At 68.0% G+C, this 24,421-nt stretch carries 24 protein-coding genes and 1 pseudogene; 10 read left to right on the top strand and 15 right to left on the bottom strand.

Translation table 11 applies throughout. The annotated features are described in order from the left end of the window. Positions 1–13 precede the first annotated feature (13 nt). Positions 14–175, bottom strand: a complete 162-nt coding sequence (locus KHB019_RS11045) for a hypothetical protein (RefSeq protein WP_230102566.1) — start codon at positions 173–175, stop codon at positions 14–16. Between the two features lie 103 nt (positions 176–278). On the opposite strand from KHB019_RS11045, the gene KHB019_RS11050 reads away from it, so the two are divergent. Further along, positions 279–1,250, top strand: a complete 972-nt coding sequence (locus KHB019_RS11050; RefSeq protein WP_230102567.1) for a GlxA family transcriptional regulator — start codon at positions 279–281, stop codon at positions 1,248–1,250. A gap of 66 nt (positions 1,251–1,316) precedes the next feature. Here the strand turns inward: KHB019_RS11050 and KHB019_RS11055 are convergent, their stop codons facing one another. Beyond that, on the bottom strand, positions 1,317–2,024 hold the full coding sequence (locus KHB019_RS11055; RefSeq protein ID WP_337458971.1) for an NRDE family protein: 708 nt from the start codon (positions 2,022–2,024) through the stop codon (positions 1,317–1,319). Between the two features lie 145 nt (positions 2,025–2,169). Here KHB019_RS11055 and coaBC point away from each other — a divergent pair, with 145 nt between their 5' ends. The 5 genes from coaBC (at position 2,170) to KHB019_RS11080 (ending at position 9,277) form a co-directional block, all read left to right on the top strand. Beyond that, entirely contained in the window at positions 2,170–3,372 is a 1,203-nt protein-coding gene (gene coaBC / locus KHB019_RS11060) for a bifunctional phosphopantothenoylcysteine decarboxylase/phosphopantothenate--cysteine ligase CoaBC (RefSeq protein ID WP_337458972.1), read from the top strand. 37 nt (positions 3,373–3,409) lie between these two features. After that, the gene (locus KHB019_RS11065) at positions 3,410–5,557 is read left to right on the top strand and encodes an ATP-dependent Clp protease ATP-binding subunit (RefSeq protein WP_337458973.1); all 2,148 of its coding nucleotides are present in this window, start codon (positions 3,410–3,412) and stop codon (positions 5,555–5,557) included. Positions 5,558–5,825: 268 nt separating this feature from the next. Next, positions 5,826–7,379, top strand: a complete 1,554-nt coding sequence (locus tag KHB019_RS11070) for a Re/Si-specific NAD(P)(+) transhydrogenase subunit alpha (protein ID WP_337458974.1) — start codon at positions 5,826–5,828, stop codon at positions 7,377–7,379. Continuing rightward, positions 7,376–8,788, top strand: coding sequence for a Re/Si-specific NAD(P)(+) transhydrogenase subunit beta (gene pntB / locus KHB019_RS11075; RefSeq protein ID WP_290368248.1), 1,413 nt, complete (start codon positions 7,376–7,378; stop codon positions 8,786–8,788). The genes KHB019_RS11070 and pntB overlap by 4 nt, the downstream gene beginning before the upstream one ends. Positions 8,789–8,824: 36 nt before the next feature. Next, positions 8,825–9,277 carry a hypothetical protein gene (locus KHB019_RS11080; protein ID WP_337458975.1) on the top strand — a complete coding sequence of 151 codons (453 nt, stop codon included), beginning with the start codon at positions 8,825–8,827 and terminating at the stop codon, positions 9,275–9,277. Positions 9,278–9,371: 94 nt separating this feature from the next. On the opposite strand, the gene KHB019_RS11085 is transcribed toward KHB019_RS11080, so the two are convergent. The 7 genes from KHB019_RS11085 to KHB019_RS11115 form a co-directional block, all read right to left on the bottom strand. Further along, positions 9,372–10,142 (bottom strand): enoyl-CoA hydratase/isomerase family protein, encoded by a 771-nt coding sequence (locus tag KHB019_RS11085; RefSeq protein WP_337458976.1) that lies wholly within the window; start codon positions 10,140–10,142, stop codon positions 9,372–9,374. Between the two features lie 9 nt (positions 10,143–10,151). Continuing rightward, positions 10,152–11,258 carry a 1,2-phenylacetyl-CoA epoxidase subunit PaaE gene (gene paaE, locus KHB019_RS11090; RefSeq protein WP_337458977.1) on the bottom strand — a complete coding sequence of 369 codons (1,107 nt, stop codon included), beginning with the start codon at positions 11,256–11,258 and terminating at the stop codon, positions 10,152–10,154. Next, positions 11,255–11,752: a 1,2-phenylacetyl-CoA epoxidase subunit PaaD gene (gene paaD / locus KHB019_RS11095; protein WP_337458978.1), complete on the bottom strand. Its 498-nt coding sequence runs from the start codon at positions 11,750–11,752 to the stop codon at positions 11,255–11,257. Before paaD ends, paaE begins: the two co-directional genes overlap by 4 nt. After that, a complete protein-coding gene (gene paaC, locus KHB019_RS11100; RefSeq protein ID WP_325471149.1) occupies positions 11,746–12,582 on the bottom strand; it encodes a 1,2-phenylacetyl-CoA epoxidase subunit PaaC in 837 nt (278 codons plus the stop codon). Before paaC ends, paaD begins: the two co-directional genes overlap by 7 nt. Continuing rightward, positions 12,579–12,881, bottom strand: a complete 303-nt coding sequence (paaB, locus tag KHB019_RS11105) for a 1,2-phenylacetyl-CoA epoxidase subunit PaaB (RefSeq protein WP_230102577.1) — start codon at positions 12,879–12,881, stop codon at positions 12,579–12,581. Before paaB ends, paaC begins: the two co-directional genes overlap by 4 nt. Continuing rightward, the gene (gene paaA / locus KHB019_RS11110) at positions 12,878–13,870 is read right to left on the bottom strand and encodes a 1,2-phenylacetyl-CoA epoxidase subunit PaaA (RefSeq protein ID WP_443193206.1); all 993 of its coding nucleotides are present in this window, start codon (positions 13,868–13,870) and stop codon (positions 12,878–12,880) included. The genes paaB and paaA overlap by 4 nt, the downstream gene beginning before the upstream one ends. Before the next feature lie 87 nt (positions 13,871–13,957). Beyond that, the gene (locus KHB019_RS11115; protein WP_337458979.1) at positions 13,958–15,427 is read right to left on the bottom strand and encodes an HNH endonuclease signature motif containing protein; all 1,470 of its coding nucleotides are present in this window, start codon (positions 15,425–15,427) and stop codon (positions 13,958–13,960) included. Here KHB019_RS11115 and KHB019_RS11120 point away from each other — a divergent pair. Beyond that, complete coding sequence (locus KHB019_RS11120; RefSeq protein WP_337458980.1) at positions 15,407–16,039, top strand: HIT family protein; 633 nt, start codon at positions 15,407–15,409, stop codon at positions 16,037–16,039. The two genes, KHB019_RS11115 and KHB019_RS11120, sit on opposite strands and share 21 nt — an antisense overlap. Before the next feature lie 9 nt (positions 16,040–16,048). On the opposite strand, the gene paaZ is transcribed toward KHB019_RS11120, so the two are convergent. The 3 genes from paaZ to KHB019_RS11135 are packed head-to-tail and all read right to left on the bottom strand — an operon-like array spanning position 16,049 to position 19,703. Beyond that, positions 16,049–18,112, bottom strand: coding sequence for a phenylacetic acid degradation bifunctional protein PaaZ (paaZ, locus tag KHB019_RS11125; RefSeq protein WP_337458981.1), 2,064 nt, complete (start codon positions 18,110–18,112; stop codon positions 16,049–16,051). After that, positions 18,109–18,963 (bottom strand): 3-hydroxyacyl-CoA dehydrogenase family protein, encoded by an 855-nt coding sequence (locus KHB019_RS11130; RefSeq protein WP_337458982.1) that lies wholly within the window; start codon positions 18,961–18,963, stop codon positions 18,109–18,111. The genes paaZ and KHB019_RS11130 overlap by 4 nt, the downstream gene beginning before the upstream one ends. Continuing rightward, positions 18,960–19,703, bottom strand: coding sequence for an enoyl-CoA hydratase/isomerase family protein (locus KHB019_RS11135; RefSeq protein ID WP_337458983.1), 744 nt, complete (start codon positions 19,701–19,703; stop codon positions 18,960–18,962). The genes KHB019_RS11130 and KHB019_RS11135 overlap by 4 nt, the downstream gene beginning before the upstream one ends. Before the next feature lie 129 nt (positions 19,704–19,832). On the opposite strand from KHB019_RS11135, the gene KHB019_RS11140 reads away from it, so the two are divergent. Next, positions 19,833–20,432: a TetR/AcrR family transcriptional regulator gene (locus tag KHB019_RS11140; RefSeq protein WP_337458984.1), complete on the top strand. Its 600-nt coding sequence runs from the start codon at positions 19,833–19,835 to the stop codon at positions 20,430–20,432. A 3-nt stretch (positions 20,433–20,435) separates the two neighbouring features. Here KHB019_RS11140 and KHB019_RS11145 read toward each other — a convergent pair whose 3' ends face one another. From KHB019_RS11145 to KHB019_RS11155, 3 genes are all read right to left on the bottom strand, one after another. Then, on the bottom strand, positions 20,436–21,023 hold the full coding sequence (locus KHB019_RS11145; protein ID WP_230102584.1) for a nitroreductase family protein: 588 nt from the start codon (positions 21,021–21,023) through the stop codon (positions 20,436–20,438). Between the two features lie 114 nt (positions 21,024–21,137). Next, a complete protein-coding gene (locus tag KHB019_RS11150) occupies positions 21,138–22,238 on the bottom strand; it encodes an ABC transporter permease (protein ID WP_337458985.1) in 1,101 nt (366 codons plus the stop codon). Further along, positions 22,235–23,131 (bottom strand): ABC transporter ATP-binding protein, encoded by an 897-nt coding sequence (locus KHB019_RS11155; protein WP_230102586.1) that lies wholly within the window; start codon positions 23,129–23,131, stop codon positions 22,235–22,237. Before KHB019_RS11155 ends, KHB019_RS11150 begins: the two co-directional genes overlap by 4 nt. Before the next feature lie 177 nt (positions 23,132–23,308). On the opposite strand from KHB019_RS11155, the gene KHB019_RS11160 reads away from it, so the two are divergent. Both KHB019_RS11160 and KHB019_RS11165 read left to right on the top strand, forming a co-directional pair. Beyond that, the gene (locus tag KHB019_RS11160; RefSeq protein WP_230102587.1) at positions 23,309–23,881 is read left to right on the top strand and encodes an NADPH-dependent FMN reductase; all 573 of its coding nucleotides are present in this window, start codon (positions 23,309–23,311) and stop codon (positions 23,879–23,881) included. Between the two features lie 260 nt (positions 23,882–24,141). Beyond that, positions 24,142–24,421: pseudogene (locus KHB019_RS11165) on the top strand (leucine zipper domain-containing protein); the annotation flags it as partial.

Consider the following 24,421-nt stretch of genomic DNA (forward strand, 5'->3'; position numbering starts at 1 on the left):
ACTAGAGGCGGGCTCAGCGGTAAGAGCCCGGCTGGGCGGAGACGCCTACGACGTCGTGCTCGGCGACCCGGGTCCAGTCCGTCGCGACCGGACGGAAGCCGTCGCGGTGAACCTCGATGAACGTGGCGATGAGTCCGATGAGGGCGAGTGCTGCGAGAAGGATGATGAGGATCATGGCAGAAAAGCTACGCTTGTCTGATTCATGCCACGAGTGGCAGGATGGACAATGACGAGCGGAAAACTGCCAATCCGATTTCCCGCACTGCGAGGGAGCATCCATGAAGACCGTCGCCTGCATCATCCAGAACGGATTCGCGCCGTTCGAGTTCGGCGTCGCCTGCGAGGCGTTCGGTCTCGACCGGTCGGATGACGGGGTCCCGAACTTCGACTTCCGGGTCGTCGCGGCCGAGATCGGACCCGTCGTCTCGAAGATCGGCGGCTTCTCCGTCAATGTCGAGCACGACCTCTCGTTCGCGTACGAAGCCGACCTCGTCGTCGTGTGCCCGATTCCGCGGGAGTGGTGGGGCAGTACCGATCCGCGCGTGCTCGATGCCGTGCGGGATGCCGCCGACCGGGATGCGTGGTTGCTGAGCGTCTGCAGCGGATCCTTCGTCCTCGGCGAGGCCGGGGTGCTCGACGGACGCCGTGCGACGACGCACTGGATGTACGCGGATGCCATGGCGGCGATGTTCCCGCAGGTCGCCATCGACCCCGACGTGCTGTACGTGCAGGACGGGCGCATCATCACGAGCGCCGGCACCGCCGCGGGCCTCGACGCCTGCCTGCATCTGCTGCGGCAGGAGCTCGGCGCCGAGCTCACCAACCGGATCGCACGGCGCATGGTCGTCCCGCCGCAGCGCGACGGCGGTCAGGCGCAGTTCATCGACCGTCCTCTCCCGATCGACCACGGCGATGCGCTCGCCGATGTCACCACCTGGGCGCTGGAGAACCTGCGCGACGACCTGACCGTCGAACACCTCGCATCGCGCGCGCTGATGTCGCCGCGCACGTTCGCGCGCAGATTCAAGGCCGAGCACGGTGCGACTCCGGCCGCCTGGCTCGCTCGCCAACGGATCATCCAGGCGCAGCGGATGCTCGAGCGCACCGACCTCGCGCTGGACGAGATCGCGGTCGAGTGCGGGTTCGGCTCAGCGGCGGTGCTGCGGCAGAACTTCGCGCGCGTGCTCGGCACGACACCGACGGCGTACCGTGCGACGTTCTCGTGCGTGACGGCGGGCGCGGTGGCCTGACCGCGCGGTCCCAGCCCAGTGCGCTCAGCCCAGTGCGCTCAGCCCAGTGCGCTCAGCCCAGTGTGCTCAGCCCCAGTGGCCGGGCGCGGTGAGGTTGGACTCGGTGATCTCGACGCCGTGGTCTCCGATGTCGGCGACGCAGTACAGCAGCGACTGCGTCGGATACCCGTGCGGTCGGTTGTCGCGGATGATCGCGGCGTCATCGGTCGGATCCAGCTCTGCGGATGCCGCGAGCAGGTCGATCCACCGCTGCTCCCAGTCGTCCGCCCGCGCAGCGCGTGCTCGAAACTCCGGCAGCCAGCGGGCGATGCGAGCGGTCGCCGGGTCATCCAACCCGTCATGCGCGATCATGTGCACCCCGTGCGGCACCGGCGTCTCGGTGAGCTCCTGCCCGTCCCAGGACAGCACGCGCGCGGCATCCGGGCTGACCTCGAGCAGGTTGAAGCCGTGCATCGGCAGCGGGCCTGCGGGGGAGCGACCGGCGACCGATTCCAGGGCGAGGCTGCCGCGACTGCGCACCTGGTCCTCCGGCAGACCGAGCACGTCGGCGCGGTTCAGCAGCACAGCGAGGCGGTGCGTCGTCCGGTCGACGGCGAGCCATGCGCCTCCGGCTCGGCGATCACGGATGCCGATCACGCCCGGGTACTGCTCTGGCCACCATGGGCCGAGCGAATCCCACGCGCGTTCGGGGTCTTCGTCCCGCACGGCGAGCAGCCGGGAGCCGATGGTTCCATTGGTCGCCTGCTCTGCGACATCGATCACGACCGTGCACACGCTTCGAGTCTATGTCGGCGTACGATCTGCGGATCCCTGCCCGATACGCGGGCTGATCGGCCGCATTCCTCCGCTGATCGTGAACTGTTCGGCGGATCGGGGTCCCGCCAGCCCGGTCCGTACGGCGCTGGGGCAGAATCGAACCATGAACATCGTCGTCGGAGTCACAGGCGGCATCGCCGCGTACAAGACGGTGCAGCTGGTGCGGCTGCTGATCAAGGCCGGCCACGAGGTGACGGTCATCCCCACGGAGGATGCGCTCCGCTTCGTCGGGCTCCCGACCTGGGAGGCCATCAGCCGCAACACCGTCACGACCAGCGTGCACGACGACGTCGCCCGCGTTCGGCACGTCGCCCTGGGCCAGGCTGCCGATCTCGTCATCGTCGCCCCGGCCACCGCGAACACGATCGCGAGGATGACCGCCGGTCTCGCCGACGACCTGCTCGGCACCACGCTGCTCGCAACGACCGCCCCTGTGGCGATCGCCCCGGCGATGCATACCGAGATGTGGCGGCATCCGTCCACGCAGGCGAACATCGAAATCCTCCGAGAACGCGGCGTGCACATCCTCGGCCCCGGTGATGGCGAGCTGACCGGCGGCGATTCGGGACCAGGGCGGATGCTGGAACCCGAGGAGCTCTTCGACGAAGCACTCGCCCTGCTCGCGCCGCAGGACCTCGCCGGCCGCACTGTCGCCGTGTCCGCCGGCGGCACGCGCGAGCCCATCGACCCGGTGCGCTTCCTCGGCAACCGTTCGAGCGGGCGGCAGGGGGTCGCACTCGCTGCAGAAGCCGCAGCCCGCGGCGCTCGCGTCATTTTGGTCGCCGCGAACATCTCGGGCGATGTGCTCGCCGCGGCGAAGCATCCGCAGATCGACGTCCGCCTCGTCGGCACGGCCGCCGAGCTCGGCGATGCGATGAGGGATGCGGCGGCATCCGCCGCCGTCGTCGTCATGGCCGCCGCGGTCGCCGACTACCGGCCAGCGCGCGCATCGGATCAGAAGCTCACTAAGGAGGAGGGCGTCCTCGATCGCATCGATCTCGTCGAGAACGACGACATCGTCGCCGGGCTCGCAGCATCTCGGCCCGACGGGCAGGTGATCGTCGCCTTCGCGGCCGAGACGCTGACCGACCCGGCGGCCCGCCGCGAGCGAGCCGCGCGCAAGAGGGAGCGCAAGGGCGTCGACCTGCTCGCGGTGAACCGTGCCGACGCCGAGCACGGGTTCGAGAACGCGGACAACGCGGTCGAGGTGATCGGCGATCGCGGCGTGGTCGTCGCGTCCGCCGCCGGCTCGAAGCCGGAAGTCGCTCGCGCGATCTGGGACGCAGTGGTAAACTTGAGTCAATAACGCTCAACTTTGTAAGGAGTCCTCCAGGAGGAAGCAGATGACCACGCCCGCACAAGACGACCAGCAGTCCGCCCTCGAGCAGTTCGGCATCAACCTGACCGACCGCGCCCGTCAGGGAAAGCTCGACCCGGTGATCGGACGCGACAGCGAGATCCGCCGCGTCAGCCAGGTGCTCACCCGCCGCACGAAGAACAATCCCGTACTGATCGGTGAACCGGGCGTCGGCAAGACCGCCGTCGTCGAAGGCCTCGCACAGCGCATCGTCGCGGGCGACGTCGCCGAGTCCCTCAAGGACAAGGAGCTCGTCTCGCTCGACATCTCCGCCCTGGTCGCCGGCGCGATGTACCGCGGGCAGTTCGAGGAGCGTCTGAAGAGCGTGCTGAAGGAGATCACCGAGTCCGACGGCAAGGTCATCACCTTCATCGACGAGCTGCACACGCTCATGGGCGCCGGCGGTGGTGAGGGTTCGGTCGCGGCATCCAACATGCTCAAGCCCATGCTCGCCCGCGGCGAGCTGCATCTGATCGGCGCGACGACGCTCAACGAGTACCGCGAGTACATCGAGAAGGATGCCGCACTCGAGCGGCGCTTCCAGCAGGTGTACGTCGGCGAGCCGTCCGTCGAGGACACCATCGCGATCCTCCGCGGGCTGAAGGGACGCTACGAAGCGCACCACGGCGTGATCATCTCCGACAGCGCGCTCGTCGCTGCCGCCGCGCTGTCCAATCGCTATCTGCCGGCGCGACAGTTGCCCGACAAGGCCATCGACCTGATCGACGAGGCCATGTCGCGTCTGAAGATGGAGATCGACTCGTCGCCGGTCGAGATCGACCAGCTCAAGCGCCAGGTCGACCGGATGAAGCTCGAAGAGCTCGCCCTGAAGCGCGAGAAGGATGCCGCGTCCAAGGAGCGCCTGGTCGCGCTGCGCGAGCAACTCAGTGAGCTGGAGCGCGAACTCGCCGGTCTCGAGGAGCGCTGGGCGCGCGAGCGGTCGGGCCTGAACCGCGTGGGCGAGTTGAAGAAGCAGCTCGATGACGCAGCCACGCAGCGCGACCTCGCCATCCGCGAGGGCGACTACACCAAGGCATCCAAGCTCGAGTACGAGACGATCAAGCGGCTCGAGCGCGACATCGCCGAAGCGGAGCAGGCCGAGGTCGCCCGCGCCGAGTCGGGCGAGGGTCGCATGGTCAACGAGCAGGTGACCGACGAGGACATCGCTGCCGTCATCGCCGCGTGGACCGGCATCCCCGTCGGGCGCCTCCTGCAGGGCGAGAGCGAGAAGCTGCTGCACCTCGAGAGCGAGCTGGGTCGGCGCCTGATCGGGCAGAAGGATGCCGTGAAGGCCGTGTCGGATGCCGTGCGCCGATCGCGCGCGGGCATCAGCGACCCCGGTCGCCCGACGGGTTCGTTCCTGTTCCTCGGCCCGACCGGCGTCGGCAAGACCGAGCTCGCCAAGGCGCTCGCCGAGTTCCTCTTCGACGACGAGCACGCCATGGTGCGCATCGACATGTCGGAGTACGGCGAGAAGCACACCGTCTCGCGGCTCGTCGGCGCCCCTCCCGGGTACGTCGGATACGAGCAGGGCGGTCAGCTCACGGAGGCCGTGCGGCGCAGGCCGTACAGCGTCGTGCTGCTCGACGAGGTCGAGAAGGCGCACGCCGAGGTGTTCGACGTGCTGCTGCAAGTGCTCGACGATGGCCGTCTCACCGACGGACAGGGCCGAACGGTCGACTTCTCGAACGTCATCCTCATCCTCACCTCGAACATCGGCTCGCCGATCCTCATCGACCCGGTGATGTCCGACGACGACAAGCGCGACGCGGTCATGGCGCTCGTGCGGCAGGCGTTCCGGCCGGAGTTCCTGAACAGGCTCGACGATGTCGTGATGTTCCAGGCCCTGTCGGAGGACGACCTGGCGCAGATCGTCGAGCTCTCCGTCGACCAGTTGCAACAGCGGCTGCACGATCGCCGGCTCACCCTCGCCGTCACGCCCGATGCCCGCTCGTGGCTCGCCCAGCGCGGCTACGACCCCGTGTACGGTGCCCGCCCGCTGCGCCGGCTCATCACCAACGAGGTGCAGAACAAGCTCGCGACGGCGCTGCTCTCGGGCGGAGTGCGCGACGGCGACACCGTGCGCGTCGATGTCGCGGCCGACGGCACGGGGCTGGTGCTGACCGCCGGCTGACGCCGGCATCCTGCACATATGTCAGTGCGGATCACGGATGCATGCGCGCAGTTGCGGTTCGGGTCTGACAAGTGTGATCCGTGCTGACAAGTGTCGGGTGCATCTGGTCGACTGATCGTCGCGCCTTCGGGTTCTGTAAAGAACAGCCGTTCTTTCGCGCCTGAGTCCGTGAAACACGGCCTTGCGCCGACGCGCCCGTCGATAGAGTCTCGTCTCATGTGTGTCGGCGACGGACCGTTCTGTCGCCGATGAGAGACAGGGAGCTGTGATGACGCAGATCGGCATCGTGCGTGAGCAGGACGGTGAGACGCGGGTCGCCGCGACGCCGCAGACCGTGGGCGCGCTGCGCAAGATCGGCTACGACATCGTGGTCGAAGCGGGGGCGGGCGTCGCATCCGCTTATCCGGATGCCGCGTACGCCGAGGCCGGCGCGCAGATCGTCGCAGCTGAGGATGCCTGGGCGTCGCCGATCCTGCTGAAGGTGAACGCCCCCACGGATGCCGAGATCACCAGGATCGCTGATGGCGCCACGCTCATCGCGCAGCTGAGCCCGAACCTGCGCCCTGAACTGCGGCAGGCGCTCGCAACGCGCGGCATCACGGCGCTCGCGCTCGATGCGGTGCCGCGCATCTCGCGCGCGCAGTCGATGGACGTGCTCAGCTCGATGTCGAACATCTCCGGCTACCGCGCGGTCGTCGAGGCGGCCAACGAGTTCGGCCGATTCTTCACCGGCCAGGTCACGGCGGCGGGCAAAGTTCCGCCGGCCAAGGTGCTCGTCGCGGGTGCCGGCGTCGCCGGTCTCGCGGCGATCGGCGCGGCATCGAGCCTCGGCGCGATCGTGCGGGCGACCGACCCTCGGCCCGAGGTCGCCGACCAGGTGAAGTCCATCGGCGGCACCTACCTCGACGTCATCGTGCCAGAAGAGCAGAAAGAGGTCTCGAGCGACGGCTACGCCAAGGCGACCAGCGAGGCCTACGACCGCCGCGCCGCCGAGCTGTACTCCGAGCAGGCGGCCGACGTCGACATCATCATCACCACCGCGCTGATCCCGGGCCGCGCCGCTCCCCGCCTCATCACGGCGGCGGATGTCGCGAGCATGAAACCGGGAAGCGTCATCGTCGACATGGCCGCGGCCCAGGGCGGCAACGTCGAGGGTTCGGTGGCGGGGCAGCGGGTCGTCACGGCGAACGGCGTGATCATCCTCGGCTACACCGACCTCGCTGGCCGCCTGCCCACGCAGGCGTCGCAGCTGTACGGCACCAACCTCGTCAACCTGCTGAAGCTGCTGACACCGGGCAAGGACGGACGACTCGTCCTCGATTTCGATGACGTCGTCCAGCGGTCCGTGACGGTCGTTCGCGACGGCGAGGAGACCTGGCCACCACCACCGGTGCAGGTGTCGGCCGCGCCGGTCGCGAAGGCTGCCTCTTCGACCGCCGAGCCCGTGGAGGCGAAGAAGAAGCCCCTCTCCGCCGGGGCGAAGGTCGGCCTGATCGCGGCCGGCATCGTCGCCCTCTTCCTGGTGAACGCGTTCGCCCCGGCGCCGCTGCCGCAGCACTTCACGGTGCTGATGCTGTCGGTCGTGGTCGGCTTCTACGTCATCGGCAAGGTCTCCCACGCGCTGCACACGCCGCTCATGAGCGTCACCAACGCCATCTCGGGCATCATCATCGTCGGCGCGATCGTCCAGATAACGACGCCCAACCTGCTGGTGCAGATCCTCTCCGCAGTCGCCGTGCTCGTGGCATCCATCAACATCTTCGGAGGGTTCGCGGTCACCCGCCGAATGCTGAAGATGTTCTCGAAGGGAGCAGAGCGTTGAGCGCCCTGGAGATCTCCGCGTCCGTCGCCGGCGCCGCCTACATCGTCGCCGCGCTGCTGTTCATCATGAGCCTGGCCGGACTCAGCCGTCACGAGTCCTCGCGCGCCGGCGTCACCTACGGCATGGTCGGCATGGCCATCGCTCTCGTCGCGACCATCTGGGTCACCCTGCAGGGAGCCTGGGGTCAGCCACAGGCGATCGTCGGTCTCGTGCTGCTGCTCGTCGCGATGCTCGTCGGCGCCGTGATCGGGCTGTGGCGCGCTCGCAGCGTCGAGATGACCGGGATGCCGGAGCTCATCGCCCTGCTGCACAGCTTCGTCGGTCTCGCCGCCGTCCTCGTCGGCTGGAACGGGCATCTGCACGCTCCCGGTCTCACCGGCGCTCTCGCCGATATCCACCACGCCGAGGTCTTCATCGGCATCTTCATCGGTGGCGTGACCTTCACCGGGTCGATCGTCGCGTTCCTCAAGCTGTCCGGCCGGATCTCGTCGAAGCCGCTGATGCTGCCGGGCAAGAACGTGCTGAACCTCGGCGCGATCGTCGTGTTCATCGCACTCACCGTCTGGTACGTGGTGATGCCGTCGCTCGTGCTGCTGATCGTCGTCACGCTGCTCGCGCTCGCGCTGGGTTGGCACCTCGTGGCATCCATCGGCGGTGGCGACATGCCCGTGGTCGTCTCGATGCTCAACAGTTACTCGGGTTGGGCGGCGGCCGCTGCCGGATTCCTGCTGAACAACGACCTGCTGATCGTGACCGGTGCGCTGGTCGGATCTTCCGGTGCGTATCTGTCGTACATCATGTGCAAGGCGATGAACCGGTCGTTCATCTCGGTGATCGCCGGCGGATTCGGGATCGCCGCTCCGACATCGGACGACGTCGACCACGGCGAGCACCGCGAGGTGGATGCCGAGACCGTCGCCGACATGCTCGCGAACGCCTCTTCGGTCGTCATCACCCCGGGCTACGGCATGGCGGTCGCGCAGGCGCAGTATCCGGTCGCCGAGCTGACGCAGAAGCTGCGGGATCGCGGCGTGGACGTGAAGTTCGGCATCCATCCTGTCGCCGGTCGCCTGCCCGGACACATGAACGTGCTGCTCGCCGAGGCGAAGGTGCCGTACGACATCGTGCTCGAGATGGACGAGATCAACGATGACCTGGCATCCACCGCCGTCGTCCTCGTGATCGGCGCGAACGACACCGTCAACCCGGCCGCCGCGGAGGACCCGTCGAGTCCCATCGCGGGGATGCCGGTACTGCGCGTCTGGGAGGCCGAGAACGTCGTCGTCTTCAAGCGCTCGATGGCCTCGGGGTACGCCGGAGTGCAGAACCCGCTGTTCTTCCGCGAGAATGCGCAGATGCTGTTCGGCGACGCGAAGGAGCGGGTGGACGACATCCTGCGGGCGCTGTAGTCGTCCGGCCGCGGGCGTCCAGGTACGCTCGGGGCCATGAGACTCTCCGGCTGGCGGTTCGTTCGCGTGTTCCACTGGATCGCGCCGGTGCTGTCGGTCTTCCTCATCGTCTTCGGCCGAGGATTCTTCGGCGCCCCGCTGGGGTGGATGACGGCGATCGGCATCTTCATCGGCCCACTGGTCGTCATCGCGATGTACGTTCCGCCGATCATCGTCGTCTTCGACCGCGACGCGAGGGCAGGTCGCAGCACGCGGCTGTTCTACGACATCGCGAGCTGGGTCACCTGGGCGGCGCTGCTGGTGATGATGTTCACGCTCGAAGACGGCGGGGACGCACCACCCTTCGGGTCCGTGGTCTCTACGTGGGGCTGGATGAGCAGCGAGGCGTCGTCTGTCGTGTTCGCGTCCGCGGTCGTGGTCGCGTTCGTCGGCTGGCTCGCCACGCTCGCGGCGGCCGTCGCCGGCGTCGTGCAGTCGCGGACCGCGTAGTCACGGCGCCCTGCGCGCGAGACATCACTTCCTGCGCGAGACATCACTCCTGCAGTGGTTTCTCGAGCGGATGATGATGTCTCGCGGATGGCCCCTACCGCCCGGTGAACTCCGGCTTCCGCTTCTGCTGGAAGGCCGCGAACCCCTCGCGGTAATCGGCGGTGTCGCGCAGGGCCGCCTGGTTCTTGTTCTCGACGGCGACGGCATCCCACAGTGCGAGGCGCTCGTCGCGCAGTCGGGCGACGAGCCTCTTGCTCGCGAGGAACGATTGCGTCGCGCCGACGGCGGCTCGGGATGCCGCATCCTCCGTCGCTTGCTGAACTTCAGAAGCCGGCAGCACCTGCGAGAACAGTCCTGATTGCACGGCCTCGGAACCGCTCATGAGCCGGCCCGCGTAGATGAGGTCGAGGGTCTTGTGGGCACCGAGGCGCTCGAAGAACAGCGCATGGCCGCCGGAGTCGAGCGTCGCGCCGAGCGCGGCGAACGGCGAGCCGATCTTCGCGGTGTCGGCGACGTAGACGACGTCCGTGGCGATCAGCAGACCGAGCCCGATGCCGAGGCATGCGCCGTGCGCGGCGGCGAAGGTCGGAGCGGGGAACGCCGACATCTTCTGCAGCAGCGGGGTGACGCGGTCGCCGAGGAATCCGACCACATCGTCGGTCGCGGGGTCGACGCCCGCGATATCGCGGCCGGCGCAGAACCCTGGCCCTTCGCCGCGCAGAACCAGGGCGCGCACGCCGGCCGTCTCGGCGTCGTCGTACGCCGTTCCGAGATCGTCGAGTGCTCGGGCATCCAGCGCGTTGCGCTTCTCGGGTGCGTTCAACACGACGTGCGCGACGTCGCCGGTGATGGTCAGGTCGATCACGGTGACTCCTCAGGCGTCGTAGTCGACGACGACTCTCTCAGTGGTCGGGTGGGACTGGCAGGTCAGCACATAGCCGTTCTCGATCTCGTCCGGCTCGAGCGCGAAGTTCTGGGTCATGCGAACCTCGCCGGAAGTCAGGCGCGCGCGACAGGTTCCGCACACGCCTCCGGCGCACGCGAACGGCACGTCGCCGCGGACGCGGAGCGCGGCATCCAGGATCGCCTCGTTCGCCGGGACCGGTGACAGGGCCGTCGACGACAGGCCGTCGAGCGTGAACTCGATCGTCCGCACCTCGTCGCCCTTGTCGATCACGACGGGGCGGCCGCGATCGACGCGCGGTCCGTCGGCGTCGCTCGTGAAGAGTTCGAAGCGGACGCTGCCGGCCGGAACGCCCCGACGTTCGAGCGTGTCGCGGCACAGGGCGACGAGGTCGAACGGCCCGCACAGGAACCATTCGGTCACGCTTTCGGGAGGAATCAGCCCGTCCAGGATCGCGCCGAGCTTCTCGGCGTCGATGCGTCCGGAGAGGAGGGGAGCCGTGCGCTGCTCGCGCGAGAGCACGTGGTGCAGGGCGAGCCGCGACGGGTAGCGGTCCTTGAGGTCGGCGAGGTCGTCGAGGAACATGACGTCCTGCGTGGCGCGGTTCGTGTAGACGAGGCTGAACTGCGCTGTCGGTGAGGATGCCAGCACGTGAGCGGCCAGCGCCATCATCGGCGTCACGCCGGAGCCGGCGGCGATGCCGGCGATGTGCGCGTGGTCGAGGTCGGGGAGGTTCGTCGTGAATCTGCCCTCGGGGCTCATGACTTCGATGCGGTCACCCGGCTTGAGGTTCTCGTGCGCCCACACCGAGAACAGCCCGCCGAGGTCGCGCTTGATGCCGACCGAGATGCTGCCATCCGTCGGCGGGCGGCAGATCGAGTAGCTGCGACGCACCTCGTGCCCCTCGACGTGGACGCGCAGCGCCACGTACTGGCCGGGCAGGTACTGATAGTCGTCGTGCAGTTCGGACGGAACCGCGAAGGTCACCTCGATGCTCTCGGCGGTCAGCGGCCGGACGTCTGCGACTTCGAGCTCATGGAAGCGTCCGCGGCGACGGGTGGGTGCTGTCGTGTTCATAGGACTTTGAAGTGGTCGAAGGGTTCGAGGCAGGCGCGGCATTCGTGGAGCGCCTTGCACGAGGTGGACCCGAAGCGGGAGACCTCGCGGGTGTCGATCGATCCGCAGCGCGGGCACTTCACGGCGAGGCGGAGCCTGATCGGTCCCTGCCGCACCGCCGCGCGGCCGTTCGGGGGAGCGATGCCGAACTCGGTGAGCTTGCGCTTGCCGGCATCCGTCATCCAGTCGGTCGTCCACGCCGGCGACAGCGTCGTTCGCACGTCGACCGCCCCGAAGCCGGCGGCGGTGAGCGCGAGGATCACGTCGTCGCGCATGGTGTCGAGCGCGGGGCATCCGCTGTATGTAGGCGTGAGCGTGACGGTCACGCGCTCGCCGTCCACCGTCACGTCTCGCAGGACGCCGAGGTCTTCGATCGTCAGGACGGGAACCTCGGGGTCGGTGACGGTCGCGGCGACGCGCCACGCCTCTTCCCGTCGTGTCGTCGTCGTCACCATGTCGCCCCCGGATGCTGCCTGGCGAGCACCTGCATCTCGGCGAGGATGCGCGAGAGGGCGGGGAAGTGGCTGCCGCGCCGCCCGCCGGCGGACGACGGCTGGCCGTCAGGAACGTCGAGTTCGGCCTCGGTGAAGACCGTGTCGATCGCAGCGTCGAATCCGGCTCGAAGCGTCGACGGACGCACGGCGATGCCTTCGAGCTCGTCGATGAGCGGCTCGTCGCGGAACAGCTCGTCGACGTACGGCCACACCGCGGCGACCCCGGCGATCATACGGCGGCGCGACTCGTCGGTGCCGCCGGCGAGGCGGAGCGTCCACTGCACGGCGTGGTCGCGGTGATAGTCGACCTCCTTGAGCGACTTCTCAGCGATCGCCGCCAGGGTCACGTCGTTCGAGAGGCGCAGTGCGGAGTACAGCTCGAAGAGATACGCGGATGCCGCGAGCTGCCGCGCGATCGTCTGTGCGAAGTCGCCGTTCGGCTGCTCGAAGAGCCAGGCGCTGCGGAACTCCGGCTCATCGCGGAAGTAGGCCAGGTCGTCCTCGGTGCGCCCGTCGGCGGTGCCGGCGTAGCGGAGCAGGGAGCGCGCGTGGCCGAGCAGGTCGAGGGCGATGTTGCCCAGCGCGACGTCCTCTTCGAGTTCGGGGGCTCGGGCGATCCAGGCGCCGAGCTGCTGCGACAGGATGAGTGCGTCGTCGCCGAGCCAGAGCGCGTACTCGGCGACCTCTTTCGTCGCAACCGCGTCGGTGTCGCCTGCGAGCTCGGCGCTGAGTTCGAGTTCGTCGACCGTGACGGCGCCGTGCGGGTCGTCGTGCGAATCAGCGTGCGTCACAGGTGCGGCACCCCCTCGGATGCGGTGTAGTACACCGCATGGCGGTAGTTCTTGCCCGCCGGACTCTCGAAAAATGAGCCCTTCGCGTCAGGGTCGCTCGCGGTGATGGCATCCGACGGCACGACCCAGATCGACGTGCCCTCGCCTCGGCGGGTGTACAGGTCGCGGGCGTTGCGCACCGCGAGCTCGGCATCCGGAGCGTGCAGGGAGCCGGCGTGCACGTGGCTCATGCCGCGGTTCGCGCGGACGAACACCTCCCAGAGCGGCCAGGTCTCTGCGCCTGAAATCTCAGCACTCATGCCGCCACCTCATCACGCGCCGCCTGCTTGCGCGCGTACTCGGCCGCGGCCTCACGGACCCATGCGCCTTCTTCGTGCGCCTCGCGGCGTGCGCGCACGCGTTCGGCGTTCATCGGTCCGCGCCCGGCCAGCACCTCGAAGAACTCGGTCCAGTCGATCTCGCCGCCGACGTACTCCTGCTTCTCCTCGTCGAAGTGCAGCTCGGGGTCGGGAAGGGTGATGCCGAGGATCTCGGCCTGCGGAACCAGCATGCCGATGAAGCGCTGGCGCAGCTCGTCGTTCGAGAAGCGTTTGATGTTCCACGCCATCGACTGCGCGGAGTTCGGGGAGTCGCCGTCCGGCGGCCCGAACATCATCAGGCTCGGCCAGTACCAGCGGTTCACGGCATCCTGTGCCATCTCGCGCTGCGCCGGCGTGCCCTGCATCAGAGTCAGCAGGATCTCGAAACCCTGTCGCTGGTGGAACGACTCCTCTTTGCAGACGCGGATCATCGCGCGACCGTAGGGGCCGTACGAGCAACGGCAGAGCGGCACCTGATTCACGATCGCCGCGCCGTCGACGAGCCAGCCGATCGCGCCCATGTCGGCCCAGGTGGGGGTGGGGTAGTTGAAGATCGAGGAGTAGCGCGCGCGGCCGGTGATCAGCTGGTCGGTCATCTCGTCGCGAGTGATGCCGAGGGTCTGCGCGGCCGAGTACAGGTAGAGGCCGTGCCCTGCTTCGTCCTGAACCTTCGCCATGAGAATCGCCTTGCGCTTCAGGCTCGGCGCGCGGGTGATCCAGTTGCCCTCCGGCTGCATGCCGATGATCTCGGAGTGCGCATGCTGGCTGATCTGCCGGATGAGCGTCTTGCGGTAGGCATCCGGCATCCAGTCGCGCGGTTCGATGCGCGAGTCTGCGGCGATGAGCTCGTCGAAGCGTCGCTGCTCGGCGCTCGTCTCGTCGGCACTGATCTTTTCGGCGCTGGCCGTCTCGGTGGTTTCCTCGGTCACGGCGACTCCCTCGTCTTTACTGACCGTGCGTTCAGTAATTCTCGCACATACGCGGGAATCGCGCATCATCAGGGAGGCGCCTCGCGGCTACCCGGTTCGAATCCGGGGGCGCGGAACGCCGGCGGTGTGCCACAGCTGGTCGCGGTCCCACCACCTCGGCCCCCTGACCTCGGGCGCGCCGTGGTTCATGCGGATGCGCCATTCGGAGAGGTGGAGGTTGCGGTGGTGCCACCAGCACAGCAGGACGCCGTTGTCGGTGTGGGTCGGGCCGCCGTCGGCATGTTCGGTGACGTGATGGATCTCGCACCAGGATGCCGGGACGGTGCAGCCGGGGATGATGCATCCGCCGTCGCGGAGGGTGATCGCGCGCCGTTGGAGGGCGTTGAAGATGCGAGCAGTGGTGCCGAGGGCTGCGATGCGGCCGTTGTCGTCGAACAGGACGCGTTGGATGCCACCTGCACAGCCCGTCTGCGCCGCGACGCGGGAAGGGATGCGATCGCCGGTGTTCATCACGGTCGCCCACCCGCTGCCGGTGGCGTAGTCCTCGGCGGTGACGGTGACGACGAGGGTGGGTGCGGCGCCGCCGATGTCGGGGAACTGCCCCGCGCGTGCGGCGGCGTTCACGATCATCGCGAACGCGTCGTGCATCTTCTGTGTGCGCGTGCGCTCATCGACCCGTGCTTCACCATACGATTCGCCGTTCGGGGTGAACTCGTCGTCAGGACTCACTTCGAAGTGCACGCCGCCCGGCAGGCCGCCCCTGGTCGCGTCGTCTGGCCCGGCGACGCGGGGGTTGAGGATGCTGTCCTGCACCAGCTGCAGTTGCCCTGCCACCTCGGGCATGATGTCACCCCGAATCGGAACGCGACCATTTCGCTCACGCCCGATGAAGAAGCTGCGTCCCCGCGCCGCGGCCTTGTCCGCCGGCTCCGCCCCGTCCGGATCGAGATACGCGACCAGCACGCGCGACAGCATCCGCAGATCCTCCGGCAATGGCAACGGTGCCGTGCCTGTCTGCCTGTCGTCGTGGTCGCGGATGATTCCGCAGGCGAGGTCGGCGAGTTGACGGTCCGCTTCAATCCTGTCGTCGTCGAAGATGCGGTCGCGGGATTGCTCCAACGGCTCGATCGCCGCTAGAAGCCCGGCGACGCCGACCGTTCCCGACACCATCGCCTGGCGCAACTCCGGGTAGCGGGCGGGCACGAACTCGCCGCTCGACATTCCCCGGTTGCGGGTCAGGAGGCGGGCGGTCTTCACGATGCGGTTCGCGTCGCGGGTTTCCGAACGGGTCAGGACTCGCACCAGGTCGACCGGCCGCGTCCACCCGTACTTCAGGGTGATCTTGTCGTCGCGCATCGGTGCCGAGCGCTCGAGCACCTGCACGGTCGCCTCGACCTGCAGTCCTTCGATCCGCTTCTGGATGCGACCGCTGGCTTCGAGGAGGACGGCGATCTCAGCATCCGAGAGGCCGGGAACCTCTTCGCGTCCGAACGCATCACTGCTCGCCTCGTCGAGAGACCTGTCCAGGTCTTCGAGGTGAGCGACGATGCTGTTCATACCTCCATTCAACACGGGGCCACCGACATTCCGACCCGCAGAATCGGCCGATCAGAGGACTTTTCTGAAGAATATTGGTCGCGCTGCAGAAACTCGCAGACGCTACTGTTCTCGACAGCGTTTTCGCGATCAAGGCATCATGAGGCCATGGACCTCAACGCGCCTCAGGAGGCATCAGGTGATTCATGCGTGTTCTGTGAGATCGTCGCCGGACGCGTGCCGTGCGACAAGGTCGCCGAGGATGCTACGACCCTGGCGTTCATGGACATCGACCCGGGATCGGATGGCCACCTGCTCATCATCCCGAAACGCCACAGTGCCGACCTTCTCAGCGTTTCCCCCGAGGATCTGATCGCGACCACACTCGCCGCACAACGCATTGCGAAGGCCATGTACACCCGATTCGGTGCTGAAGGCGTGAACCTGCTCAACTGCAGCGGAGACGTCGGGTGGCAGACCGTCTTCCACTTCCACCTGCACGTGATTCCACGCTATCGGGACAAGAGCAAGGACCGAATGGAGTTGCCCTTCGAGCCGGGGATGCCGTCTGACGCCGATACCAGAGCGCAACTGGCGCGACTCCTCTCCGCAGCTCTGCACCGACCCGACTGAAATCGCCGGCTACTCCTTCGCAACCAGCGTCAGCACGTCGTAGGTCGCAACGGTCTCGTCGTTCTGATTGCGGATCACGGCATCCCACCGCACCTCGCCGTACTCGTCGGTCTCACGGGGCGTGATCTGCTTGGCGGTCAGCTCGACGCGGATGCTGTCACCCGGCGACACCGGAGTGATGAAGCGCAGGTTCTCCAGACCATAGTTGGCGAGCACGGGTCCAGGCTCCGGGTCGACGAACAGGCCAGCGGCCCACGAGACGAGCAGGTAGCCGTGCGCGACGCGCCCGGGGAAGAACGGGTTCGCGGCTGCCGCCTCCTCGTCCATGTGCGCGTAGAACGTGTCGCCGGTGAAATGGGCGAACGTCTCGATGTCGTCGAGCGTGACCTCGCGGGATGCCGAGGCGATCCGGTCGCCGATGCGCAACTGTGCGAGCGACTTCCGGAACGGGTGGGTGCCGTCGTCGATCGCAGCCGCGCCCGCGTGCCACACGCCGGTGATCGCGGTGAGCATCTCCGGCGACCCCTGCACGGCCGTCCGCTGCATGTGATGGAGCACCGCACGGATGCCGCCCAGTTCCTCGCCGCCGCCGGCGCGGCCGGGCCCGCCGTGCACGAGCCCCGGCATCGGCGATCCGTGACCGGTGGAGGAGCGGGCGTCGTCACGATCCAGGAAGAGCACGCGGCCGTTCCACGCGGCGACCCCAGCCATGATGGCGGCCGCGAAAGCAGAGTCGTGCGTCGCAATGCTCGTCACCAGCGACCCGCCGCCGCGGGCGACGATGTCGGATGCCTCTGCCACTGTGTCGTAGGTGATCAGCGACGACACCGGGCCGAACGCCTCCACCGTGTGGACGGCGTCGGCGCCCGCGTCGTCGAACCGCAGCAGTACGGGGTCGAAGAACGCGCCGTCGCGCGCCGGCGCGTCGACCGATCCGACCACGATCCGCCCGCCGCCCTCGACGAGTGCCTGCACCTGCCGCAGCACTTCGTCGCGCTGCTCGAGCGAGACGAGCGGCCCCATCGTGGTGCCCTCGTCACGCGGATCCCCGACGACCGTCTTGGCTTCGATGCGGGTGCGCACGGCGTCGACCACAGCATCCGCCTGACCGGTCGGAACGATCGCGCGACGGATCGCGGTGCACTTCTGGCCGGCCTTCGTCGTCATCTCGACGACGAGCTGGCGGACGTACGCGTCGAACTCCGGTGTGCCGGCGACGGCGTCGGGTCCGAGCACCGAAGCGTTGATCGAATCGGTCTCGGCCGTGAACCGCACCCCGGACGGTGTGCGGTTGCGCAGCGATGCTGCCGTGGATGCACTGCCGGTGAAACCCACGACGTCGCCCAGACGCAGTTCGTCGAACAGCGTCGGCACGCTGCCGCTCACGAGCTGCAGCGACCCGGCGGGCAGCAGGCCCGACTCGACGAGGATCCGCACCATCGCCTCGGTGACGTACCCGGTCGGGGTGGCCGGCTTGATCAGCGACGGCATGCCCGCCAGGAACGCCGGCGCGAACTTCTCCAACGGCCCCCACGCGGGGAAATTGAACGCGTTGATCTGCACCGCGACTCCCGGGAGGCGCGTGTAGATGTGCCGACCGAGGAAGCTGCCGTCCTTCGACAGCGGCTCGACAGCGCCGTCGACGTACACGTGCGCGTTCGGCAGCTCACGGCGTCCCTTGCCCGAGTACGCGAACAGAACGCCGATCCCGCCGTCGACATCGACCCACGAGTCGGCTTTCGTTGCGCCCGTGAGCGCGGAGAGCGCGTACAGCTCATCCTTGCGCTCCGTCAGGGCGAGGGCGAACTGCTTCAGCAGCAGCGCGCGCTGGTGGAATGTCAGCTCGCCGAGCGACGCCTGCCCCACCGTGCGGGCATGCTCGAGGGCGCCGGCGAGATCCAGCCCCTCCGTGCTGACGCGGGCGACCACCTGACCGGTCGACGCATCGCGCACGGCGGTCGCGTCGCCGGCGGGGGAGTCGGGGGTCCACCAGGCATCCTGCAGATAGCTCGGCAGGATCGTGGTTCCGGCGTCGGTCGAGCCGGGCATCTCCGTCGTGGTCACTGACGTCATGAGTTCTCCAGAGTCGAGTTCGGCCAGGTGTAGAAGCCTTCGCCGCTCTTGCGGCCGAGCTTTCCCTCCGAGACGAGCTGCCGCAGCAGCGCTGGAGGGGCGAAGCGTTCGCCGAGGGTCGTCTGCAGTTCCTCGGCGATGCCGAGGCGCACGTCGAGTCCGACGATGTCAGTGGTGCGCAGCGGGCCGACCGGATGCCGGTACCCGAGCTCCATCGCGCGGTCGATGTCCTCCGCCGACGCGACGCCGGATTCGAGCATCCGGATCGCCTCCAGCGCGAGCGCGACGCCGAGTCTGCTCGACGCGAGACCCGGGGAATCGCGCACGACGATCGGGGTCTTGCCGATGAGTTCCACCCAGCCGCGCGCACGCTCGACGAGTGCGGGGGCGGTCGCGGCGCCCTCGACGATCTCCACCAGGGCGGATGCCGGGACGGGATTGAAGAAGTGCAGACCCAGCACCTGCGATGGTCGGGCCACCGCTGACGCAAGCGAGTCGATCGAGATCGATGACGTGTTCGTCGCGATCGCGGCATCCGGGGCGGCGCCCTCGATTCGCAGGAGAGCATCGACCTTGAGCCTCCGGTCCTCCGGAACAGCCTCGACGACCAGCTCGCTGCCTGCGAAGTCCGCGATGTCACAGCCGACGTGCACGGCGGAGGCCAGCTCGTCGGCGCCGAGCCCCGTCGCCCCGCGCTCCACCGACCGCCTGATGCTGTCGCGGATGCGCTGACCCGCGGCATCCGCAGCCTCGTCGTCGCGTTCGACGACCACGACCTCGCAGCCGGCGAGCAGGAACGCGTGTGCGATGCCGGCGCCCATCCGGCCGCCTCCGAGAACCCCGACCTTCACCGGCGCCCCTTCCGCTCGAGGAACTCCGTCATGCGGCGCATCTTCTCCGGGCTCTCGAACAGCTCGGCCTGCAGATCCCCGTCGATGGCCGGGTGCGCGTCCCGCGGTGCGCGCAGCGCCGTCTTCGTGTGCCGGATCGCGAGCGGATCCGCCGCCGCGATGCGATCGGCGATGGCGTGCGCCGCAGAGAGAAGGTCGCCAGGGGCATGGATGCCCGACACCAGCCCGACGGCCAGCGCATCATCGGCGGTGACCGTCCGCCCGGTCAACAGCATCTCCGACGCGAGACCGTCACCGACGATCTCGCGCAGCCGCCAGGTCGCACCGGCCGCGGCCATGATGCCGAGATTCGGCTCCGGATTGCCGATCTTCAGGCGAGGCGTCGCGATGCGGATGTCGGCGGCGTACGCGAGCTCGGCTCCGCCGCCGAGGGCGTAACCGTCGAGCGCCGCGATCACCGGCATGGGCAGTTCGTGAATTCGGATGAAGGCCATCGCGTTGATGCCGCGATGCGCGTCCTCCGCCCTGCGGGCACGCAGCTGCGCGATGTCGGCGCCTGCGGCGAAGTCGTCGCCGCTGCCGGTGAGGATCAGGGTGCGCGGCTCGACTTCGAGCTCGGCGCACAGCAGATGCAGGGCGTCGATCATCTCGCGATCGATCGCGTTGCGCTTGTCGGGGCGATTCAGCTGCGCGATGACGCGATCGGGATGGCGATCGACGAGGAGTAGCGCATCGTCCATCGTTCCTCCTGACAGCATCGTCGGATCGTGATATTTTCTGAACGCTCGTTCAGTAATAGATTATCGCAAGGATGCCGCAACCCGGCAATCACCGGAACTCGCACACGCGAACCTGCCAGACTGGAACCGATGTCAGACCCCGACCAGACGCCCGCCCGGCGAGGACGCCCAGGCTACGACCGCGAGCAGATCCTCGAGATCGCCGCGCAGGTGTTCATCGAGCAGGGGTACGACGCGACCTCTGTGGCATCGCTCGCATCGCGCCTCGGGCTGTCGAAGTCGGCCCTGTACCACCACTTCGCCTCCAAGGAGGAGGTGCTCGAGGTCGCGCTGGACGAGGCGCTCGGCGGGCTCGAAGGAGTCCTGAGCGGTGTCGGCGACGGCTCGGCGCGCGATCGGTTGGAGCACGTGCTGCGCGGCGCGGTGCTCGTGCTCGTCGACAAGCTCGCCTACGTCACCCTTCTGCTGCGAGTGCGGGGCAACAGCGACGTAGAACGGGCTGCCCTCGAGCGCCGACGCGCGTTCGACCGCACGGTGACGGCGCTGGTCAGGGCCGCTCAGGCCGAAGGGACCGTGCGCAGCGACATTGATCCGTCGGTCGCCACGCGCCTGCTGTTCGGCATGGTCAACTCGATCGTCGAGTGGTACCGGCCGAGCGGCGGTGAAGGAGCGCAGGAGCTCGCGCGCGACGTGCTGGCCGTCGCCCTGAACGGGCTCGCCAAGCACTGACGCCTACGCCGAGGCGATGACGGTCTCGGCCAGCGGGCGGCGGACGCGGGGAGCGACCTCGCGCTGCTGCAGCTTCTCCGAAAGCGCAGACGCGTCGCCGATCTCGCCGAGTGCGATCACGGAGATCGGGGCGAACCGGTCTGAAACACCGGGCAGCGCGCGCAGCGCGTCGCGCTCGATCCCACCCATCTGGTGCACGAACAGACCGTCCGCATGGGCCTGGACCGACAGGTGTGCCACAGCCTGACCCAGGTCGTACTGCGCCCACGGGCGCGGGTTGCCGTCGGCATCCGATTCCTCGGCGAATGCGGCGATCAGCACCTGCGCGTCGCCCGCCCACTCGCGGTTGAAGCCCATCAGGGCGGCATCGATCGCGGCGTGCAGGTCGGTGCCCCGTCGGGCGACGATGAAGCGCCACGGCTGGGTGTTGCTGGCGGACGGCGCCCATCGTGCTGCCTCGAGAGCCGCGGCGAGCTTGTCCTCGTCGATCGGAGTCGACGGGTCGAAGGCGCGCGGACTCCAGCGCGTGGAGAGGACGTCGAGAAGCGGAACGGAGGTCGAAGCCGCACGCTCGAGGGTCGGAGTGCTCATGGGGGCCTTTCGGGGTCTGATCTCTGCTCAGACCCCGTCGTCCGCGTGACTCAGGATAGAACGGTCGCATGCATGCGCATATTCCCGTGTCGCTCCGTGACAGGATGCGCGGCCTCAGCCGCGCAGCGCCTCCCGGAACTTCACCCGCGCGCCCATCTTCAGCAGCGAGTTCTCGTAGATCTTCGCGCCGAGCAGGATCACGACGACGCACGCGACGAGCATGATCGCCAGCGACGCCAGCGGCTCCCACCACTCGGCCTCGTTGAAGAACAGCCGGATCGGCATCCCGACCGGTGCTGAGAAGGGCACGTACGAGAGCACGGTCATCACGACGGGGTTGTCGCCGAAGAAGATGACCAGGAAGTACGGGATCATCGTCAGGTACATCACCGGGGTCATGGTCGCGCCGACGTCCTCCTGCCGCGAGACCATCGACCCTGCGGCGGCGAACATCGCCGCGAGCAGGATGAACCCGAACAGGAAGAACACCGCGAACCAGATCACCGGTCCGCCGAGACCGGCGAGGATCTCGGTCTGACCTGTGACGATCAGTCCCACCGTTCCCACCGCCACGAGCAGCAGGATCTGCGAGATGGCGAGGATCGTGTTGCCGAGGACCTTGCCGGCCAGCAGCACGCGCGCCGGGATGCTCGAGAGCAGGATCTCGATGACGCGCGTCTGCTTCTCCTCGACGACGCTGGTCGCGATCGGGGTTCCGAACATCATCGCGGCCATCATGAACACGAGTCCGAACGCGATGCCCAGGATGTAGCGGAACGGTCCGCTCGCGGAATCCGGGTTGAGCAGCTCGACCTCCGGCGAAGCCGACAGCGCCATCAGCAGACTCTGCGGAGCCTCCTTGTCGGCGATGATCACGAGCCCCGTGGCCGAGGACGGGTCATCGATGACCGCCGCATCGATATCGCCGGACTCGACGAGCGCCGTGGCCTCGTCGCGGCCTTCGACCTCGGTCACGTCGTATCCGCCCATGTCCTCGAGGGCGGATGCCGTGGCCGCCGTCGCCGCGATCGGCGTCGAGCTGGGGTTCGCCGACGAGATGCCGGCCCAGATCACGCCGCCCAGCGCGATGAGCAGCAGGATCGCCGTGGAGATCAGATACGCCTTGCTGCGCAGCTTGGTGCTCAGCTCGCGCTCGGCGACGAGCCAGACGCCCTGCCCTGTGGAGACGGCGGTGGGAACGGGAGAGGCGTTCACTGGATGACCTCCTTGAAGATCTGGGCGAGGGTGGGATGCTGCGGACCGAACTTGCTGACGTCGCCGTCCTGCAGCGCCCGCCGGAGGACCCGCTGTGCCGTGGCGGGGTCGTCGACGTCGAACACGGCGCTGCCGCCCTCGAAGTCGACGACCGTCACGCCCGCCTCGTCGCGCAGCCATCCGACGTCGCCGCTTCCGCTGAGCTCCCACCGCGGTGCGGAGTACTGCTCACGCAGCTGATCGCGAGGGCCGGCGGCGCGGATCGTGCCGCCGGCGATGATGACGAGATCGTCGCAGAGGCGCTCGACGACATCGAGCTGATGCGATGAGAAGAGAACCGAGACTCCGCGCGAAGCGCGCTCCTGCAGCACGCCGGCGACGGTCTCGACCGCGATCGGATCCAGGCCGGAGAACGGCTCGTCGAGGATGAGCACCTCCGGTTCGTGGACGAGGGATGCCGCGATCTGCGCCCGCTGCTGATTGCCGAGCGAGAGTGATTCGATGTTGTCGTTCAGCCGCTCCTCGAGTCCGAGCTCGGTGAGGAGCGCTGTGGCCTTGGCCGTCGCATCCGCTTTGGAGAACCCGTGCAGCCGCGCGAAGTACACGACCTGCTCGAGCACTTTCATCTTCGGGTACAGGCCGCGTTCTTCGGGCATGTAACCGAACTGTCGACGGATGTCGCCGGTGAGCTGCTCGCCGCCGAGGGTGACGGTGCCGCCGTCCGAGGCGAGCAGTCCGAGGATGATGCGCATGGTCGTGGTCTTGCCGGCGCCGTTGCCGCCGACGAAGCCGGTGAGCTGGCCGGAGTGCACAGGGAATGAGATGTCGTCGAGTACGCGCCGAGAGCCGTAGCTCTTGGTGACGCTGTTCAGCTGCAGGGTTCCTGAGGGCATGCTTTCACGCTACGGAGCGGCCGGTGTCGCGGCATCCCCCCTGGGGCGGATATCGACCGTCCGTCATCGGGCGGACACAGCGTTCTCTTACATTCATTGGAATATAGTTCGCTGAGGCGTCGTTGACCCTGCAGAACGTACCCGGCTCGCCCCGAGCCCGAACAGAAGGAACTCCCTGTGACCCGCACCATCGGATACATCGTCGGCAGCATCTCCAGCACCTCCATCAACCGCCGCCTGGCGCGCGTGCTGGCGAACCTCGCACCTGAGGGCACCGAGCTCGTCGAGATCTCGATCAAGGACCTGCCCTTCTACTCGCCCGACTTCGACGGTGACTTCCCGCAGGTCGCCCTCGACTTCAAGAAGGCCATCGCCGACGTCGACGGCGTCATCATCGTCACCCCCGAGTACAGCCGCTCCATCCCCGGCGTCCTGAAGAACGCTCTGGACTGGTCGACCCGCCCGTACGGCGAGATGTCCTTCTTCGGCAAGCCGGTCGCCGTCATCGGCACCTCGGGCTCCGGCGTCGCAACGGCTGCCGCCCAGCAGCACCTGCGCGCCATCCTCGGTCACTTCAGCGCGATCACCATGGGCCAGCCCGAGGGCTTCATCCAGGACCGCCCCGGCCTGTTCACCGAGGACGGCCAGGTCACCGACGAGAGCACCGCCGGCTTCCTGATGGGTTACCTCGAGGCGTTCAACGGCCTCATCTCGCGCGTGCAGCACTCCGCAGAGCTGGTGAACGCGTAAGCATCCCCCCTCCCTTCGCCGAGCCCCCGTCTTGTCGCCGACACCCCGTCTTGGACGCGTCGATAAGACGGGGGCTCGGTGCTAAGACGGGGGCTCGGCGTCAGGACGGGGCTTGCCCCGGCTTAACCAGGGTGCGGGTCGCTAGGTGTGATGTCCAGGGACGTTGTTGTGTGAATCGCTCGTGATTGCTGAGGGGTGAAGGCCTCCGGTTGCGAGAGTGGAGCTGTCTAGAAACCGCTCACACAACACAGGAGGCCTTCGTGTCCCACGCTAACGCTGCTCTGACCCCGCGCGCTCGTTTGCGGCTGGCAAAGCTCATCGTCGAAGAGCATTGGTCTGCCACTGTCGCGGCGAAGATGTTCATGACCTCGCCGCTTACGGCACGCAAGTGGGCGGCGAGGTTTCGCGCCGAGGGGGGCTGCGGGGATGATCGACAGGTCCAGCCGGCCGCGTTCGATGCCTACCAAGACGCCTCCTGAGCTGGTCAAACGGATCGTGAAAGCACGGTGGCGACGCAGGCTCGGCCCGGCACAGATCGCC

The organism is Microbacterium sp. KHB019, from assembly GCF_037285405.1.
Taxonomy (GTDB): Bacteria; Actinomycetota; Actinomycetes; order Actinomycetales; family Microbacteriaceae; genus Microbacterium.

What these genes read in the sequence shown, in the direction of transcription:
- paaZ (WP_337458981.1), bottom strand. Translation starts at nt 18,112, where the DNA reads ATGACGTCAGTGACCACGACGGAGATGCCCGGCTCGACCGACGCCGGA.
- KHB019_RS11155 (WP_230102586.1), bottom strand. Translation starts at nt 23,131, where the DNA reads ATGCCCTCAGGAACCCTGCAGCTGAACAGCGTCACCAAGAGCTACGGC.
- paaE (WP_337458977.1), bottom strand. Translation starts at nt 11,258, where the DNA reads ATGAACACGACAGCACCCACCCGTCGCCGCGGACGCTTCCATGAGCTC.
- paaD (WP_337458978.1), bottom strand. Translation starts at nt 11,752, where the DNA reads ATGGTGACGACGACGACACGACGGGAAGAGGCGTGGCGCGTCGCCGCG.
- KHB019_RS11115 (WP_337458979.1), bottom strand. Translation starts at nt 15,427, where the DNA reads ATGAACAGCATCGTCGCTCACCTCGAAGACCTGGACAGGTCTCTCGAC.
- KHB019_RS11045 (WP_230102566.1), bottom strand. Translation starts at nt 175, where the DNA reads ATGATCCTCATCATCCTTCTCGCAGCACTCGCCCTCATCGGACTCATC.
- KHB019_RS11135 (WP_337458983.1), bottom strand. Translation starts at nt 19,703, where the DNA reads ATGGACGATGCGCTACTCCTCGTCGATCGCCATCCCGATCGCGTCATC.
- KHB019_RS11140 (WP_337458984.1), top strand. Translation starts at nt 19,833, where the DNA reads ATGTCAGACCCCGACCAGACGCCCGCCCGGCGAGGACGCCCAGGCTAC.
- KHB019_RS11080 (WP_337458975.1), top strand. Translation starts at nt 8,825, where the DNA reads ATGAGACTCTCCGGCTGGCGGTTCGTTCGCGTGTTCCACTGGATCGCG.
- KHB019_RS11065 (WP_337458973.1), top strand. Translation starts at nt 3,410, where the DNA reads ATGACCACGCCCGCACAAGACGACCAGCAGTCCGCCCTCGAGCAGTTC.
- coaBC (WP_337458972.1), top strand. Translation starts at nt 2,170, where the DNA reads ATGAACATCGTCGTCGGAGTCACAGGCGGCATCGCCGCGTACAAGACG.
- KHB019_RS11145 (WP_230102584.1), bottom strand. Translation starts at nt 21,023, where the DNA reads ATGAGCACTCCGACCCTCGAGCGTGCGGCTTCGACCTCCGTTCCGCTT.
- KHB019_RS11050 (WP_230102567.1), top strand. Translation starts at nt 279, where the DNA reads ATGAAGACCGTCGCCTGCATCATCCAGAACGGATTCGCGCCGTTCGAG.
- KHB019_RS11070 (WP_337458974.1), top strand. Translation starts at nt 5,826, where the DNA reads ATGACGCAGATCGGCATCGTGCGTGAGCAGGACGGTGAGACGCGGGTC.
- paaB (WP_230102577.1), bottom strand. Translation starts at nt 12,881, where the DNA reads ATGAGTGCTGAGATTTCAGGCGCAGAGACCTGGCCGCTCTGGGAGGTG.